General features: G+C 38.7%; 16 protein-coding genes. 1 reads left to right on the plus strand and 15 read right to left on the minus strand.

Annotated elements, in window-relative coordinates:
* Positions 1 to 62: 62 nt before the first annotated feature.
* The 6 genes from acpP to recG all read right to left on the minus strand — a co-directional run bounded on the left by acpP (position 63) and on the right by recG (position 6,016).
* Entirely contained in the window at positions 63 to 299 is a 237-nt protein-coding gene (gene acpP, locus AMS59_RS08585) for an acyl carrier protein (protein WP_036124798.1), read from the minus strand.
* Positions 300 to 357: 58 nt separating this feature from the next.
* Positions 358 to 1,104: a 3-oxoacyl-[acyl-carrier-protein] reductase gene (gene fabG / locus AMS59_RS08590; RefSeq protein WP_053483326.1), complete on the minus strand. Its 747-nt coding sequence runs from the start codon at positions 1,102 to 1,104 to the stop codon at positions 358 to 360.
* Positions 1,097 to 2,050, minus strand: a complete 954-nt coding sequence (fabD, locus tag AMS59_RS08595; protein ID WP_053483327.1) for an ACP S-malonyltransferase — start codon at positions 2,048 to 2,050, stop codon at positions 1,097 to 1,099. The genes fabG and fabD overlap by 8 nt, the downstream gene beginning before the upstream one ends.
* A gap of 232 nt (positions 2,051 to 2,282) precedes the next feature.
* Complete coding sequence (plsX, locus tag AMS59_RS08600; protein WP_053483328.1) at positions 2,283 to 3,275, minus strand: phosphate acyltransferase PlsX; 993 nt, start codon at positions 3,273 to 3,275, stop codon at positions 2,283 to 2,285.
* Positions 3,272 to 3,850, minus strand: coding sequence for a transcription factor FapR (gene fapR, locus AMS59_RS08605; RefSeq protein ID WP_053483635.1), 579 nt, complete (start codon positions 3,848 to 3,850; stop codon positions 3,272 to 3,274). Before fapR ends, plsX begins: the two co-directional genes overlap by 4 nt.
* A gap of 132 nt (positions 3,851 to 3,982) precedes the next feature.
* A complete protein-coding gene (recG, locus tag AMS59_RS08610) occupies positions 3,983 to 6,016 on the minus strand; it encodes an ATP-dependent DNA helicase RecG (RefSeq protein WP_053483329.1) in 2,034 nt (677 codons plus the stop codon).
* Positions 6,017 to 6,655: 639 nt separating this feature from the next.
* Between recG and AMS59_RS08615 the strand changes: the two genes are divergently transcribed.
* Positions 6,656 to 6,931: a transporter gene (locus AMS59_RS08615; RefSeq protein ID WP_234007715.1), complete on the plus strand. Its 276-nt coding sequence runs from the start codon at positions 6,656 to 6,658 to the stop codon at positions 6,929 to 6,931.
* A gap of 354 nt (positions 6,932 to 7,285) precedes the next feature.
* On the opposite strand, the gene sdaAA is transcribed toward AMS59_RS08615, so the two are convergent.
* The 9 genes from sdaAA to AMS59_RS08660 all read right to left on the minus strand — a co-directional run bounded on the left by sdaAA (position 7,286) and on the right by AMS59_RS08660 (position 17,647).
* Positions 7,286 to 8,197: an L-serine ammonia-lyase, iron-sulfur-dependent, subunit alpha gene (sdaAA, locus tag AMS59_RS08620; RefSeq protein ID WP_053483330.1), complete on the minus strand. Its 912-nt coding sequence runs from the start codon at positions 8,195 to 8,197 to the stop codon at positions 7,286 to 7,288.
* Between the two features lie 14 nt (positions 8,198 to 8,211).
* Positions 8,212 to 8,874 (minus strand): L-serine ammonia-lyase, iron-sulfur-dependent subunit beta, encoded by a 663-nt coding sequence (gene sdaAB, locus AMS59_RS08625; RefSeq protein WP_053483331.1) that lies wholly within the window; start codon positions 8,872 to 8,874, stop codon positions 8,212 to 8,214.
* A 350-nt stretch (positions 8,875 to 9,224) separates the two neighbouring features.
* On the minus strand, positions 9,225 to 10,874 hold the full coding sequence (locus AMS59_RS08630; protein ID WP_053483332.1) for a DAK2 domain-containing protein: 1,650 nt from the start codon (positions 10,872 to 10,874) through the stop codon (positions 9,225 to 9,227).
* 18 nt (positions 10,875 to 10,892) lie between these two features.
* Positions 10,893 to 11,252: an Asp23/Gls24 family envelope stress response protein gene (locus AMS59_RS08635; protein WP_053483333.1), complete on the minus strand. Its 360-nt coding sequence runs from the start codon at positions 11,250 to 11,252 to the stop codon at positions 10,893 to 10,895.
* Between the two features lie 120 nt (positions 11,253 to 11,372).
* Positions 11,373 to 12,566 (minus strand): diguanylate cyclase, encoded by a 1,194-nt coding sequence (locus tag AMS59_RS08640; protein ID WP_053483334.1) that lies wholly within the window; start codon positions 12,564 to 12,566, stop codon positions 11,373 to 11,375.
* 239 nt (positions 12,567 to 12,805) lie between these two features.
* Positions 12,806 to 14,410, minus strand: a complete 1,605-nt coding sequence (locus tag AMS59_RS08645) for a M20/M25/M40 family metallo-hydrolase (protein WP_053483335.1) — start codon at positions 14,408 to 14,410, stop codon at positions 12,806 to 12,808.
* 42 nt (positions 14,411 to 14,452) lie between these two features.
* Entirely contained in the window at positions 14,453 to 15,838 is a 1,386-nt protein-coding gene (locus tag AMS59_RS08650) for an amino acid permease (RefSeq protein ID WP_053483637.1), read from the minus strand.
* A 159-nt stretch (positions 15,839 to 15,997) separates the two neighbouring features.
* The gene (locus AMS59_RS08655) at positions 15,998 to 16,759 is read right to left on the minus strand and encodes a dimethylarginine dimethylaminohydrolase family protein (RefSeq protein WP_053483336.1); all 762 of its coding nucleotides are present in this window, start codon (positions 16,757 to 16,759) and stop codon (positions 15,998 to 16,000) included.
* Between the two features lie 15 nt (positions 16,760 to 16,774).
* The gene (locus tag AMS59_RS08660; RefSeq protein ID WP_053483337.1) at positions 16,775 to 17,647 is read right to left on the minus strand and encodes a dimethylarginine dimethylaminohydrolase family protein; all 873 of its coding nucleotides are present in this window, start codon (positions 17,645 to 17,647) and stop codon (positions 16,775 to 16,777) included.
* Positions 17,648 to 17,688 lie beyond the last annotated feature (41 nt).

A 17,688-nucleotide genomic window follows, 5' to 3' on the forward strand; every position in this document is an offset into this window, starting at 1 on the left:
TGACATCCACCGGAGGCTTTAACGTCTTTCAGCAAGTATATTGCTGAAAGACGTTAAACGAATTAGTTTAATTTACTTTCGATGTATGAAATTGCAGAACCAACTGTTGAGATTTTTTCAGCATCTTCATCAGAAATTTCCATATCGAATTCGTCTTCAAGCTCCATTACAAGCTCAACTACGTCTAATGAGTCAGCACCTAAATCATCACGGAAAGAAGCTTCTAGAGTAACTTCACTTTCTTCAACACCTAAACGGTCCACGATTACTTTTGTTACGCGTTCTAATACTGTAGACAAAACATTCACCTCCCCTCAAATGATTATACAAAAAATCATTATCTATGACTAATTGAAATTACATAACCATGCCGCCATCTATATGTAACGTTTGACCTGTCATATAGTTAGCGTCATCTGAAGCTAGAAAAGCTACTGCCTTTGCGACATCCTCAGGCTGCCCAAGTTTTGCTAGAGGAATTTGCGTTAGCATGCCCTGCTTTAGATCTTCTGGTAGTTGGTCAGTCATTTCAGTTTCTATAAAGCCTGGTGCAACCGCATTTACTAAAATATTACGTGATGCTAATTCCTTTGCAGTTGTTTTAGTTAGCCCAATAACACCTGCTTTTGCAGCTACGTAGTTAGCTTGCCCTGCATTACCAGCTACACCAACAATCGATGAAATATTGATGATACGGCCTGCACGTTGCTTCATCATTTGACGTGTTACTGCTTTCGTACAAAGGAAAACACCTTTTAGGTTGGTATCTAACACATCGTCCCATTCATCTTCTTTCATACGCATTAACAAGTTATCACGTGTAATACCCGCATTATTTACTAAAATATCAAGTGAGCCGAATGTTTTCACCGCTGCATCCATTAATGCGGTAACTTCCTCTGTTTTAGAAACACTCGCTTGTACGGCTATAGCCTCGCCGCCATTCTCTTGAATCGTCGCGACAACTTCTTCTGCCTTCGCCTGTGATCCGCTGTAGTTAACGACAACTTTAGCGCCCTCATCAGCAAGCTTTAAAGCAATAGATCGCCCTATTCCTCGTGAAGCACCAGTTACAACCGCTACTTTACCTTCTAATTTACGCATTAATTGTCCACTCCTTCGCCGCTTCTAGTACAGCCTCCAATGATGCTTCATCATAAACACAGTATGTCGTAACAGATCGATCGATTTTTTTCACTAATCCACTTAATACTTTGCCCGGTCCACACTCAATAAAGACATCCACACCTTGTGCAATCATTTCACGCACAGATGCCTCCCATTGCACGGCGCTATATACTTGTTCTACTAACTCCTGTTGAATAGCTGGAACATCCTCTAATACTGTCGCCATTACATTGCCGATTACAGGGATTTGCGGAGCTGATAATGATAAGTCAGCCAACGCTGCTTTTAATTTTTCAGATGATGGTCGCATTAGCTCTGAATGGAATGGACCACTAACAACTAAAGGAATTGCTCGTTTTGCACCAGCTTCCTTTGCCGCTAAAGAAGCCTTTTCAACGCCTTCTTTTGTACCAGAAATAACGATTTGCCCTGGACAGTTTACATTGGCTACCTGAACTGGATCACCTGCTGCAGATACTTTTTCAGTTACTTCATGCAGTGCCTCAAGCTCCATCCCTAGAATAGCTGCCATAGCACCTTGCCCTGCAGGTACAGCTTCATTCATATAAAGCCCACGCTTATGCACAACAGAAACTGCATCCTCGAACGATAACACACCAGCGATTACTAATGCACCGTATTCTCCAAGTGAATGTCCAGCTGCATAATTTGGCATAATACCTGCTGCACGTAATTTTTCTGCAACCATCACACCAGTAGTTAAAAGTGCCGGTTGTGCATGGTAAGTCAATGTTAGCTCCTCAGCTGGTCCCTCTAACATAAGTTTAGATAGTTCAAAGCTAAGTGCTTGATTTGCACGCTCATAAAATGCTTTACTTTCTGCAGCATTCTCGATAAACTCTTGCCCCATCCCAACTACTTGAGAACCTTGGCCTGGAAAAATAAATGCTATTTTCGTCATTTTCATTAATCCCCTTTTTAATCAATTATGCCTCGGTATAATTACGTCCGGAGGCTTAGGCCAACACGATGTTGGTCACTCAGTCGTGTGTTGTTGCTGACGCTGCGCTTTCGCACAGATAAAACCCTATTGCTGTCGCTTCGCTTTCGCACAGATAAATTGCCACAGGACGTGGCGTTCTTAGACTGAGTTCCTCTATTTCAGTGGGTGTTTGGACACCAGCCGAAAGAAGTTAATCATTTTCTAAGTGACGTACTGTATCTGTAATCGTCGAGATGACTGTATGCTCAACCATCGTATTTGCTTGGCGAATTGCACTGTATATTGCTTTGGCATTGGATGAGCCATGTGCCTTAATCACAGGTGCTTGTAAACCAAACAAGCCTGCACCACCGTATTCTGTGTAGTCCATTTTATTTTTTAGGTCACGCAAATTATTTTTCATAAGCGCTGCCGAAATTTTTGTTTTTGTTGAAGACATAAACGCCTCTTTTAGCATTGAAAATAACGCGCCAGCAGTACCTTCTATTGATTTCAGCACCATATTACCTGTAAAGCCATCTGTTACAACAACGTCCGCTACTCCTTCAAGTAAATCTCGAGCTTCAACGTTACCGACAAAGTTTAAATCCGCTTCTTTTAATAATCCAAAAGCTGCCTTCGTTAATTCATTTCCTTTTTTATCCTCAGTACCGATATTTAACAAGCCGATACGTGGCTTTTGTAAACCGCCTACCTTTTTCGCATAAATATCGCCCATAATCGCATATTGCAATAAATGCTCTGGTCGCGCGTCTGCATTTGCCCCCAAATCAAGCATTAAAAAGCCCTTACCATCTAAAGTAGGCAGTGTAGTGGCTAGAGCAGGTCTAGCAATTCCTTCAATACGCCCTACTTTAAATAAGCCTCCTGCCATTAAAGCACCTGTATTACCTGCTGAAAGACAAGCATCCGCTTTTCCTTCTTCAACTGCATCCATCATTCGTGCCATTGATGAATCCTTTTTACGACGAACAGCGCGTGCCGGATCGTCTGTTCCTTCCACAACCTCATCACAGTGTACTACAGTTAATCGATCATGTATTTTTAAAAATGGTTCAAGCTTTTGCTGCTGACCATATAATTGAATTTCTAAATTTGGGATTTGCTCTAATGCTAATAAAGCACCTTCAACAACTGATTTTGGTGCGTTGTCTCCACCCATTCCATCTAGCGCTAATTTCATTGTTGTTCACCTTCACCTTTCGTGCGGTACATATCAAATTCACCAACAAAAACTGTTTCACCGTTAACAGTGGACGTTAACTCTACTTTTGTACGATGACTATTTTCATCACGTCCGATAACGATTGCTTTTGTAATAACACGATCTCCAGCCCTAACAGGTTTCACAAAGGTAATGTTAGAATGTACTGTTAATGCTAGTTCATCGTCAATAACTGCTACCGCTAATGAGTTTGCCTGTGCAAACAAATGATGTCCACGTGCGATGCCATTGCGCTGAAAAACATGTTCTTCTTTTACGTCAAAAATAGATAATGCACGATTATCCAATTCAATATCAATTATTTCTCCGATTATTTCATCAATCGGTAGTGATTTCACTTCATTTTCATAAGTTTTCGAAGCAACATCTTTAATTCGTTCTCGTAATTCTGGAATCGCTAATTCCATACGGTCTAAACGAATTGTTTGGACACTAACCTGAAACCGTGTTGCTAGCTGTTCATCTGTGACGAATGGATTTTCAGCTATCGTTTCGGATAATAGTCGCTGTCGCTCTTTTTTCGTTCGTCTCAACATCATTCGCCACCTTTTTTTAGTTGTTATTAGCACTTGGTACTAATATCAGTATATAGAGTATAAAAAAAGAATGCAAGACTTGTTTTCAAAACAAGTGCCCACATTCTTGATTGAGCAACAAATATTCAATTAATCGAAGCGATCCCCTTGTAAAACACCTGAATTTTCAAGCATTTCACGTAAATATTTGTACTCATCATCATGCCAAAAAGCATCCTTCTCAAGCATGTCTGTTGCATCTTTTCTCGCAGTTTCTAGTATGCGATAATCGTGCACTAAATCCGCTACTTTAAAATCAGGCAAACCACTTTGTTTACGCCCAAAGAAATCACCTGGACCACGTAGTTCCAAATCTTTTTCAGCCAGGCGGAAGCCATCATTCGTTTCTGTCATCGACTGCATTCGCTCTTTACCTTCATCGGATTTTGGATCGGCTAGCAACACACAATATGACTGATGTTCACCACGTCCAACACGCCCACGTAGCTGATGCAATTGAGCTAAGCCGAAGCGTTCAGCGTCATAAATAATCATAAAAGTTGCATTCGGTACGTTAACCCCAACCTCCACAACTGTTGTAGACACGAGCACATGAATAGTTCCCTCACTAAAGGCTCGCATGACAGCGTCTTTTTCATCTGCTGATAGGCGACCATGCATTAATCCGACATTGTAACGCCCATTAAAATATGATGCAAGTTGCTCATAGATTTCTACTGCATTTTGTACATCCAGCTTGTCTGATTCCTCGATCAGTGGACAAATAGCATAAGCCTGTCTACCAGCAGCTAGCTCTAATTCTAGCTTTGACATAACAGAGCCAAATTGCTCTTTTTTCATCCAATGTGTTTCAATTTGCTTACGCCCTGCTGGCATTTCATCAATCATCGAAACATCCATTTCCCCAAACGCTGTAATCGCGAGTGTACGCGGTATTGGTGTCGCCGTCATAAAGAGCACATCTGGATTTTCCCCTTTATCACGCAATATTCTACGCTGCTCTACACCAAAACGATGTTGTTCATCTGTTATAACAAAACCAAGCTTGTAAAAAACGACATCAGGCTGAATTAGCGCATGTGTACCAATTAAAATATCTATGTCTCCGTTTGCTAGTTCTTCTAAAAGCAAACGACGTTCCTTTGCTTTCGTCGATCCTGATAGCAAAGCTACACGTACACCAAATGGCTCAAACCATTCCTGTAAATTTTCAGCATGTTGCTCAGCTAAAATTTCTGTCGGCGCCATTAACGCCCCTTGAAAACCAGCAGTTACAGCCGCATCTAAACATATTGCCGCAACAACAGTTTTCCCCGACCCTACATCACCTTGAAGTAAGCGGTTCATACGATGTGGCTCTTTCAAATCTTTGCAAATTTCATTGACGACGCGTTTTTGTGCACCTGTTAATTCATATGGTAGCGATGCAATAAAAGTACGTAACTTTTGCAAATCAAACTGTATAACTGTACCGCGCTCGCTATCCTTGCGAATTTTACGCAACGCTTGAATACGTAGTTGAAAGTTTAGTAACTCTTCATAGGCAAAGCGTCTTCTAGCCTGCTTTGTATGTCCTGCATCAACAGGGAAATGAATTCCCTCCAGCCCATCGTGTATTGTAGCAAGCTTATAATCAGCCTGTAAACGATGCGGAATTGCATCCGGTATCTCCGCCCCAAACTCATCTAGTGCTTGTCTCATATATTTACGAAAGCGCTTTTGTGGAATCAACCCTTTAAGACTATAAACAGGTTCAAAGTCGACCTGATCTGTTTTCGGACCAAACGAAACAGACGTCCCATTGATAACTTGTCTGCCGCGATCCCATTTACCTGTAACGGTTATAATAGCTCCTGATACAAGCTTCTGCTTCAAATAGCCTTGATTAAAAAAAACAACCTTGACTAAATGACGGCCTGCCAGCACCGTGACTTGTAACCGAGATTTATTGCGGCCTAAAAACAATACTGTCGGCTCACGTTCAATTTTACACTCAACAGTGACACGTTCATTATGTGGTGTTTGTGTCAAATCCTTTAAACGGAAATCCTCATGTCGATGCGGAAACGTCCATAACAAATCCGCGATCGTCTCGATGCCCAATGTCTCTAAATGTCCTGCTGTTTCTTTCCCGATACCCTTTAAATCAGTAACGGGACTCATTAAATCAGTCACCTTGCACGACAGCTCCTCCAATTTTTTTCACCACAAGTAATTTACCTGTCATTCGTTTAACCATACTATTTTTCAGCATATGAGTTTTCCCCTTTCTTACGATTACTCTTAGCTTTCATAATATTGTTGTTTGCGTTTAACACTTCTGAACAAATCATACTAAGCATTTTTTATATTCAATATCATTATATAACTTTTCAATTTCACTAACATAGCAATTCAATTTATTAATAATTGATTGATAGTTAACAGGTGTGTTTATTAACCATTTTTATCCACCCTGTTTAAATAGAAGGCTCTGATTTCCGTTACGGGTGAGGTTTCGTCTGTCTCGCTTTCCCGCGAGAGTCGAGTAGCCCTACGAAAAAATGAGAATATATTTGCAAAATAGCACCAAAAAAATCCTTTTATCGCTCAATAATAAACCTATTTTTCCCTACTCAACACGCCTGGATAGTTATATTTTTAAGTAGGCGTACATAAAGAACATAAACTTATTTCGAGTTTCAAATAAAGCCCACCTTCAGTAGAAATACATAGCTTTACAATCTTTAGGTTTTAAAAGTTCAGTTAAATAAAAGCATTAATTTCTTCTCAGCATATAATGTTGAAAAGGAGTGAAATAACTTGGGATTTTTTCCACCTCAAGGAACAATGAGACCACAATCACCTCCACCAAACTACAGACCAACAAAACCTTCTGTGTCCTATATCATTGATTGTGTATATCAAAATACTTATGTATGGCTTAGAAACGGGAGAGAATTTTGGTTTTATCCTACTCGTATAGAAATGGGTGAAGTATCTGGATATAGATGGAACGGTGCCTACTGGGCGTTCTACGGATTTGATGAAGGATTGATCGATGCCGTTGCCTGTTACCCTACCCCTACCCTTTACTAAAATTCCAAAAGGCGGCTTTTTCTTTTTTATTAGCTGTGATAGGGCTCATCACCAAAAGTAAGAGATAACATTTATTCAAACATATTCCAGTATATAAGTTGATAGGAGCGTCACAGATGAGGCCCAGTAGTGTAAGCAAAGCGGCTCATCGGACGCCCCACCTAAAAAGATCCAGTTGGAACGGAAACCAACCATACGTTATGGCGATGAGTGTATCACCAGGAAAATGTATCCACTTTGTCCAAACTTCCATACTAATTCACCAATATGTTCTTTATTTTCCCTATAAAAACACCTATACAATGTAGAACTCAAAAAAACACGCTCCCATTAGGAAAGCGTGTTTAATATTTTTTATTTTTGAAGTGACTTGATACTTTCTAAATTGCCATTATCAAAGATGGCTTTGCTAATAGCTTTACCTGTTGGTGTTGCAGCAAGGCCTCCACGTGCAGTTTCTTTTAAATTCGGACTCATAGATTGTCCAATGCGATACATCGCACCAATCACTTCGTCACACGGAATGCGACTTGTAACCCCTGCAAGTGCCATATCCGCTGCCACAAGTGAATTTGCCGCTCCCATAGCATTTCGCTTAACACAAGGAACCTCTACTAAGCCAGCTACCGGGTCACAAACAAGCCCTAGCATATTTTTGAGTGTAATGGCAAATGCTTCTGAACATTGCTGTGGCGTACCACCTGCCATCTCTACAATCGCTGCCGCTGCCATACCAGCAGCTGAGCCAACCTCCGCTTGACAGCCACCAGCAGCACCTGAAATCGAAGCGTTATTGGCAACAACGAAGCCGAAAGCACCCGATGTGAATAAAAAACGAATCATTTGCTCACGTGTCGGATTTAGCTTGTTCTTCACTGCAAACAATGTCCCTGGTACAACCCCAGCTGAGCCTGCAGTTGGGGTAGCACAAATTGTACCCATAGCCGCATTAACCTCATTTGTTGCAACCGCTTTACTCACCGCGTCTAATAATAAATCTCCAGACAATGACTTGCCTTGCGCAATGTAGTTTTGAAGCAATACTGCGTCACCACCTGTTAAACCCGTTACAGATTTCACGCCCTTCAATCCTCTTTCAACAGCTTCTTCCATCACCGTTAAATTAGTGTCCATTTGCTGTATAATTTCTGCTCTTGTGCGTCCTGTAATTAACATTTCCTGCTCAATCATAATGTCAGAAATTAATTTTTCTTCTTGCTCCGCTCGTTCAACAAGTTCACGAACATTATGAAACAATACGTCCATATTAGGGCAACTCCTTAGTTATTAATTTTAGAAACCTTCGAAATATGTGGTATTAAAGAAATTTGTTGTAATACTTTATCCTCGATGTTTTGATCGACTTCTATCACCATAAGAGCCGTTAAACCACGTTCAATACGAGAAACCTCCATATGCCCAATGTTGACAGCATGCATCGCTAAGCAATTTGCCACATTAGCAATACAACCAGCACGATCATCGTGTACAACAAGGATTGCTGGCATGCCACCTGTTAGACGTAGCTTGAAGCCATTAACCTCACTCACTTCAATTTTACCGCCACCGATTGAAATACCAACGACAGACATCTCTCCTTCATCATCGCCAATCACAAGGCGAGCTGTATTCGGATGCTCCATGTTTGCTGTTTCTGGGATAAACTCATAATCTAAGCCTGCCTTTTCTGCATCGGCAAAAGCTGTTTTAATCCGCTCATCAAATGTATCGTAATTTAACAAGCCCCCTACCAAAGCAACATCTGTTCCATGTCCTTTATACGTTTCTGCAAACGAACCATATAAGTGGATTTTCGCCCACTTTGGTTGTCTTCCAAATAAATCTCTGGCAACGCGTCCAATTCGAGCGGCACCTGCCGTATGAGAAGAAGAAGGCCCAATCATCACTGGTCCAATAATATCAAATACTGATGTAAACTTCATAATAACACCCCTCTATTCTATCCATATAATAATATCGATTTTTTACTTATATCATGCTTGATAGTTACTATAAAAGTAAAGCACTTCTTTATCAACTTTCAGAAAATTTACACGACTATAATTTACACAGCGGAAATTTTGATTAACTTTTGTCTACTCCGTATACACAACGATTTCAAAATGTTTATATTCCAGTATTTCCGAGTTCATTGTCCTCTGGAAGCATACATCAAATCATTTATCCTTAGCTGATTTTATAGTTTATTATTCCCCATTCTCCTTGTACCATAAACAAAAGCAGTACACGGCTTGTGCACTGCTTTGTCTACTTAAGCGCAAAGTAGATTAAATTATTCTACCGAAATAATATATGGATATAATCCTTGTTTACCATTAAATAACTCTACTTCAACCTCTGGATAATTCTCTTCAATAAATTTCACTAATTCTGAGGCGTTTTCTTTCGTCGTATCCTCACCATAGATGACTGTTACAATTTCTGCATCTTCATCTACTAAATCAGTAATGACCTTCTCAGCAGCATCTTTTAATGCTGGAGTAGATAATATAATTTTCCCTTCAGCAAGAGCCATGAAATCATCTTTATGAATTTCCACACCATCAATAGATGTATCTCGAACTGCATAAGTTACTTGGCCTGTTTTAACATTTGCAAAGGCTTCTGTCATTGTTGCTTGGTTCATTTCAACTGCCGCCTCTGGATTAAACGATAGAATCGCTGCCATACCTTGAGGGATTGTTTTCGTTGGCACTACAGCCGCTTCTATATCTAAAAGCTCTACTGCTTGTTCTGCTGCCATGACGATATTTTTGTTATTAGGCAAAATTAATACTTTTTCTGCACCAATTTCTTGTACTGCCTTCACAATATCTTCAGTTGAAGGATTCATTGTTTGACCGCCTTCAATCACATATGAGGCACCAATTGAACGAAGTAATTCAGCAACTCCCTCTCCCATTGCAATCGTTACAATTGCATATGGATGCTTTTCTGCTTTTTTGGCGGGAGTTGGTGCTTTATGATCCTCACCAACAATGGCAGAATGCTGTTCACGCATATTATCGACTTTAATTTTAATGAGACTACCATATTTTTGACCCATTGCTAAAACAGTGCCTGGTTGCTCAGAATGAATATGCACTTTTGCAATTTCTTCATCTGAAATAACGAGTAAAGAATCACCCAGAGGGTTTAATTCATTGCGGAATTGTTCTTCGCTAAACGGCTCTTTTCCTTCTTCAAAACGTACCATGATTTCTGTACAATAACCAAATTCAATATCCGCAGTATTCATGAAATCTTGTGCTCTATGATGCTCTGCATTAATTAAATCATCTAAAGTTGCTTCATTTTTCACCGGTAATGGCTCGCCTTTTAAGGATGCTAAAAATCCTTCATATACAAATTGAAGACCCTGACCGCCACTATCTACAACCCCTACTTCTTTTAGAACAGGTAGAAGATCAGGTGTACGTTCTAACGAAGCCTGTGCTTCAGCAGTAAATGCTTCCATCACCGCAATGATATCGGTTTCAGTCTCTGCCACTTCGACACCTTTTTTCGCCGCTTCACGTGCAACTGTTAAAATTGTTCCTTCAACCGGCTTCATCACTGCTTTATAGGCAGTTTCAACACCTGCTTGGAAGGCACCTGCAAAGCCCTTGGCATCAATTGTCGCTTCTTTTTCAATAAATTTACCAAAGCCACGGAATAACTGCGATAAAATAACGCCAGAATTTCCGCGTGCTCCCATAAGTAAACCTTTTGATAAAGCTTGAGCTGTTTTGCCGATATGTTCTGATGCATAAAGTTCCGTTTCTTTTGCCCCAGATGTCATCGATAAGTTCATATTCGTTCCTGTATCACCATCTGGTACTGGAAATACATTTAATGAATCAACATAATTTGCATTTTGGAATAGGTGATGAGCACCCATTTGCACCATTTCTGCAAACTTTATTCCGTCTAAAGACTGCATTCGATTTTGTTCCTCCTCTTAATTCGCTACACGAACGCCCTGCACAAAAATATTGACAGATTTTACGCTCATACCTAATGTTTTATCCACTGTATATTTCACTTTCGATTGTACTTGATAAGCAACTTCTGAAATTTTTGTCCCGTAACTAACAATAATGTACATATCAATATGTAAATCGTCGTCTTGTTTTCGAATAACAACACCTTTAGCAAAATTCTCTTTACGTAAAATATCAGTTAGACCATCACGAATTTGATGTTTAGATGCCATGCCAACAATACCGTAGCATTCTACAGCAGCGCCACCAGCTATTTGTGCAAGTACATCTGTTGAAATATCAATTTGGCCGAATTCATTGTTTAATTCAATTGACATAGAAATGCCCCCTTGGCTCTTTTTGACTAAACTATATTGTAACACTTTCGTTATACATTAAGCAACCTTGGAAGGCATGAAAGCGCACTGTATCAACGTTTCCCGACAGTATAAAGGTAATCATATATCTTTATCGAAATTTCCATTTTTGCTGAAAAAGTTGTTACGACCGTTTTGTTTTGCTGTGTATAATGCTTGATCGGCTAATACACAGCATGCTTTCAATTGTTCGCTATTCGAGATTTTAGCATGACACATCCCGATGCTGACTGTGACAATATTAGCTACTTTTGACCGTTCATGACGAATGTTTAAGTTGCGCACTTCCTCTAAAATTTCCTCACAAACATGTTCTGAAAACTTTGCGGCATGTTGACTAACAATTACGAACTCTTCGCCTCCCCACCGCGCTGCAAATGCATTATACTTTTCTGTAATTTCATCTAATAGAGCTGAGACTTTTATCAATGCTTCGTCACCTTGTATATGACCGTAATAATCATTTAAATTTTTAAAGAAATCAATATCAATCATCATGACAAACAAAGATTTTGGTTTACTAAGTTGTTGCCCTATTTGTGTCAATTTATTATTAAAAGCTCGTCGATTAGGCAAATTTGTCAACGTATCCCGAAGTACTTGCTCTGATAGTTCATTATTTTTCTCAGCTAATAATTTCGACAAATTCTTGGATTTTGTCATTTCTTCTTGTAATAAAATATGTTGTTTTGTAAATTGTCTTTGTGCTTTAAAAATATGTCGCTGAATAATTAGCCCTATGGGAATAATAAGGAACATCGGTAAAAATATTTTAATACTTTCACCTGATATCCCAACACTCAAATAAGCACTTATTAAAATTGGTAGCACTGTTATTAACATAATCCAAAAAATTTTCAGGAAAGGGATAGAAAAAACAATGCAAATCAATAAAAACAGCACCTCATAAAGAGCCGCATGTTTAAAGAAATAAACGTCCATTACGGTTATGACAGTAATTAACAATAATATAGTATAGATATAAGTTAGTAAGATAGATTCGTATTTTCGTAAATTAAGAGTTGTAACCTTAATCCTCTTTTCCTTCACGAATAATAACACCGCTAAATCTATATAAAACAATATAGTGTGAATGCCTATATAAGCTGGCACCATCGCTCTTTCTGTTTTTGTAAAGAAGACCTCACCATAATGAATAATGATAATGATGGCTGTTACATACATCATTGTCCACGCTACTGTTCGCATTCGCATTAAATTAAATTGAAGCATTTCTATTTGAATAGAGAGAGCTAGCTTGTCTTGATTTTCCATAACTTCCGCTCCTAATAACAATCTTACAATAATTTTGTCCTATTTTTATCGTCTAAATAATGAAAAATACAAGTAGTCTTTGTAAAATCATTAAAAATGAACGAAATTATCTCCACCTTTTAAAAAAGCTCAAAAAACCTACCATATTGCTTGGCAGGTTTTCGTAGTCAAAAGTGAAGTGCTAACGTAGAAACGAACGATAAGACGGGCTTCCCTATTCATTTGAATCACTTTTTTAATTAAAACAGGCTTTTAATAAGCGTATCAAGCATCACTGGCATTTCCTTAAATGCGCTATCCACATGTAATCTTTCGGTCTTTTGATGGGCATCCTTACCAAAAGGTCCAACGTTTAAAACAGGGCCCTGTAATGCGGACATTTCTTCAAATGGAATACTATACGTGTCTCCCCAGACCGGTGCATTGCGCTCAAATGCTGTCCATTCGTTTGAGTCATCCGAATAATTGACATAGCTCAAATCACAAATACCATTAAAATAGTGAATTTGCTCCACGTCAATATTAAATGTTTTTGCTGTTTTCTTCATTAATTCAATCGATTGAATGACAAGGGGATGATCGGATGAATTAATCGCTGGATAGTAAGGTGGTGCATATAACAGCACTGTCGCTGGTGTTAATTCCTGGCAACGAATCATTAGCTGATCCACGATGCGAATAGATTTCTCACGATCATCCCATGCACTATTTTCTAGAACATGGCTTTTTATTACATTTACTTCTTCAGCGCCTAATTTCTTGATCGCATGCTCTAAAAGTGCCTCGTAACGAAGTACTTTTACTTCACCTACGCCATGTATCTTTTCTCGCTCACAAATTCGTTTATATTGTTCATTGCAAGCTGACATTGCTTCCAAAGCCACTTGTTCAAAAATATCCATTACTTCCGATGCTGTGCGCTTTAATAAAAACACATTGTAAAGGGCTGCTGCACGATATGGTGTTTGTGTTGAATACTCCATTTTCAAATCTTTTAATTGTAAGGATACTGGTAATGGTGTACTTTCACCAAGATCTGTTTCACGGAAAATTGGATTCCACTCCATATGCTGCGTCATGTATGAAGCAATAAAATTCGCTGTCATTCCTTTTAATGGCTCACCCACATGTGTCTCTTTTCCGTAAAATAAGGCAGCAGGCATAATTTTACCGATAGTTCCTGAATAAATATATTCATTGGTATCAGCTGGGCCTTGTGAAAAAGAAGGCTCACTATTTAAAAATAGTTTATAAGAGAGCCCATACTGTTCACGAAGTCTAACAAGCTCAACAACTGCTGCACGCATGCCAGCAGAATTTACTTCTTCATCTGGCACAGCCGTTAAAATAAGATTGATTGGCCATTCTTCGATACTTGCCTTTTCAATCAACTGCATATGCAAAGCAAGCCCCATTTTCATATCCATCGTCCCACGACCAAATAAATAATTACCTGATTCCAAATCAATTCTTGCCGCTTCAGGTAAATCCTTTTTGTATTTAGGTTCCATTAACTTTTTTGTCAGCTCTTCAGGATAGAAGGCTAATGGTTCCAGCTCACCATATTCTTCCGTATGGACCGTATCAAAATGACTAATTAACACAACCGATTCTGTTGCAGATGGGTGTTTATACAAAGCAGTCACAGCATTGCGTTCAAGGCCCGCATCACGTAATTCAATAAATTCTGGGTTTTTCTGAAAATAAGAAAGCGTTTGCAATTTATTTTTTAATTTATAGGCAAATTCATGTTCACCTTTTGTTAATGTCCTGCTCTCCCAACTGACAATTTCACATAATAATGCACGTAGCTTTTCAGGGGTATTCCAAAGATAAACATTCATAAAAACTCTCCTTTACCCGATCTTCTCAACACCGAATACATATCAATGTATATCAAGTGATTCCTCATTTTTCATTTCAAACTTAGAAGAAGCTGTATTTGTTTTACTCAATTTTAATTTATAGAAAATCATGCAAGCGATAAAGAATCCGATACCATATAGTAAACCAACTCTTTGTGTAGGATCGAATGCTAAAAAGACAAGAATTAGCGTACAAAAAATAATACAGAACACTGGAATCAATGGATAAAATGGTGTTTTAAATTTTAAATCAGCTACATCTCCTCCTGCTTTCACATAACGATATCGGAACATCAATTGAGATGCGCAAATTCCCATCCATGAAATTGTTACAGAAATTCCTGCAATAGACATGAGTAAAACAAATACTGCATCTGCTTCCATCACGCTCGTTAATAAAGAAAGTAACGAGAAAAGCATCGTGAAAATAAGTGCATTTAATGGCACTTTATTTTTCGTTAATCGTCCAAACAATTTAGGAGCCATTCCCTCTTTTGACATCGACCATAATAAACGTGTTGAAGCATATAAACATGAGTTACCTACTGATAATATCGCTGTTAAAATAACAAAGTTCATAATGCCAGCAGCATATGGAACGCCAGCTAAATTCATCAATGTGACAAAAGGACTTTCCAGTAGTCCAAGCTCCGATGAAGGGAATATGGCAGATAAAACAATAATAGAAGCAATATAGAAAACTATAATTCTAAAAAGAATTGTGCGTATTGCACGCGGAATATTTTTTTCAGGATTTTCAGTTTCACCTGCTGCAATACCGACAAGTTCAGATCCTTGATAAGAAAAGATAACATTCATCATTGTGACAAATATAATCGAAATACCTGCTGGGAATAAACCAGACGGCGCTAAATTCGTAAAATGTGGTGTTGGACGATCAGCTAATGGAATCAATCCAAAGATTGCTGCCGCTCCTATAACGATAAAAGCAATCACCGCAATGACTTTAATGCTTGCAAACCAAAATTCTGCTTCTGCAAAGCCTCTAGTTGTTAATGCATTTAAAGTAAATAACAGGACCATGAATACGGCACACCATATCCAAATAGGGACATTTGGGAACCAATGTTGCATCAATATTCCCGCCGCTGTAAATTCTACCCCTGCTGTGGCAGCAGACCCGACAAAATACATCCATCCTAAAGAAAATCCTGCTGAAGGACTAATAAAACGTGTTGCATAGGTTTGGAAAGAACCAGTTACAGGCATGTAAACAGCTAATTCTCCAAGACAATTCATGACCATGTACAATATTAAGCCACCAAATATATAACCAATTAATGCTCCTCCAGGACCTGCTTGATTAATTGTATAGCCAACATTTAAAAATAGTCCTGTTCCAATAACTCCACCGAGCGATAGCATTAATAAATGACGACTCTTCATTGAACGGTTTAATTGATTATCTTGCCGTTGTTCCCCTTTACTCAATATCCATCCCCACTCTCTAGTTGTTATTAATACAATGAAAATTCTGATATCATTTCTACTAAAGTACCCAATCAATTTATCCCATGTAAATTGATTGGGTACTTTTATCTTGAATTAAAAACGTAATGACAAGCAGCTTAGCCCACCATCATGTTTTCTAAATTCAGACATTTCAAGCTCAATTGTTTGGTAGCCTAAATCATTTAATTTACGATTTGTTTCTGGATAGCCTGCTGGAATAATGACATAATCATTTACTTGAATACAGTTTGCTGAATACTCATCTTCTTTTGGAATAATAATTTTTTCATAGGATTCGAATGCAGGGTGATCAATAAACTCTCCTGCTAGCACCATACGATTCCCACCAACATATGCGATGCCCGTTTTTAAATGGAAAAATTCTTTTAACGGAATAATCGTTGCCTCATAGCCTTCTTTTTCAACGATTTCTTTAAATTGTCGAGCTCCTTCTTCATTAGTACGATCAGAGATGCCGACATAAAATTTCTTCTCTGCCTGCAATACATCTCCGCCATCAAGTGTTCCTGGGCCTTCGATATAATATAAGTTTTCATAGAACTTTGTAACAGCTGGTTCGATTTCCTCAATTTCACGATTACGAGCTTCTGCCCCTGGATTTGAAATAATGGAAAATTCAGGTGTTAAAACAGCTGTATCCTCTACGAATGTTGAATCTGGGAAGGCTTCATTCGCTGGAAGCTGTGTAACCTCGACGCCACATTTCTTTAAAGCTTCTATATATTTTTCATGCTGCTCAAATAATTCTTCTAAATTCGGTTTTCCTAAATCACTAGTCGTTAAACCATTTACATAGCTATTTCCTGGATTTTTTACTATCACATTTTTAAACATTTACATCGTCTCCTTTTATCCTCTTACTACTGGGCAAGTTAGACATGTTGGTCCACCTGTTCCTTTTAACGAAATTTCATGTCCTTTATATTCATAAACCGTTGCGCCTGCATGAAGTAATTGTTGCTTTGTCATTGGATTGCCATTCGGAACCATACATACTCTAGGTGCAAGTGCTAAAACGTTACAGCCTAGCGCATCATACTCTTCTTTCGGAACTTCAATTAAGTGGATACCTCGCTCGATTAAAAGCTGCCGAAAAAAAACTGGCATTAATCTTGAATGTACAACCGCTAAATCCTTGTCCACCATACTAATGAAGGACATTAAGTGTAAACATTCTGCTTCACCTAAATCATGCGGTAGCTGCACAACAATGAATTCATCGACAATATCCTTTGTCATGTCCTTTAATTGTCGAATAGCTTCATCATTCGTTCGATAACCTCGACCGACAACAAGTGTACGATCATCAAGCCAAACAATATCGCCACCATCTGATACAGCCTCTCCAGTCAATTCTCCGATAACTGGAATGCCCTTTTCCTGTAAAAATGCTTTATAAACTGCGGCTTCTGGCTGTCTTAATTTTTTGCCAGATTTCAAGATAATGGCCCCTTTTGGCGTAAATTTGACAGGATCATGTGCATATAGCGAATCCAACCCTACTTCTTCTGATTCTGGTAAAAAATCAATTTTCTCAACATACTTTTCTAGAATGCTCATAAATTCAGCATATTCTTTCAGAGCCTCATCATAGTTAGGTTCTGATAAGTAGTTAAATGTTTTCCATTCATCGCTAAGATGCTCTTGGCTTCGGAAAGCATCTTTTGGATGTTTTACTATTACGTGTTTCAAAGGTGCATACATTGATGAACAATAATGCATTCCCTTCACCCCTTTTTCCGTGTAGTGGAAAACGTTTCCGC

This window comes from Lysinibacillus sp. FJAT-14745 (assembly GCF_001275675.1).
Classification (GTDB): Bacteria; Bacillota; Bacilli; order Bacillales_A; family Planococcaceae; genus Lysinibacillus.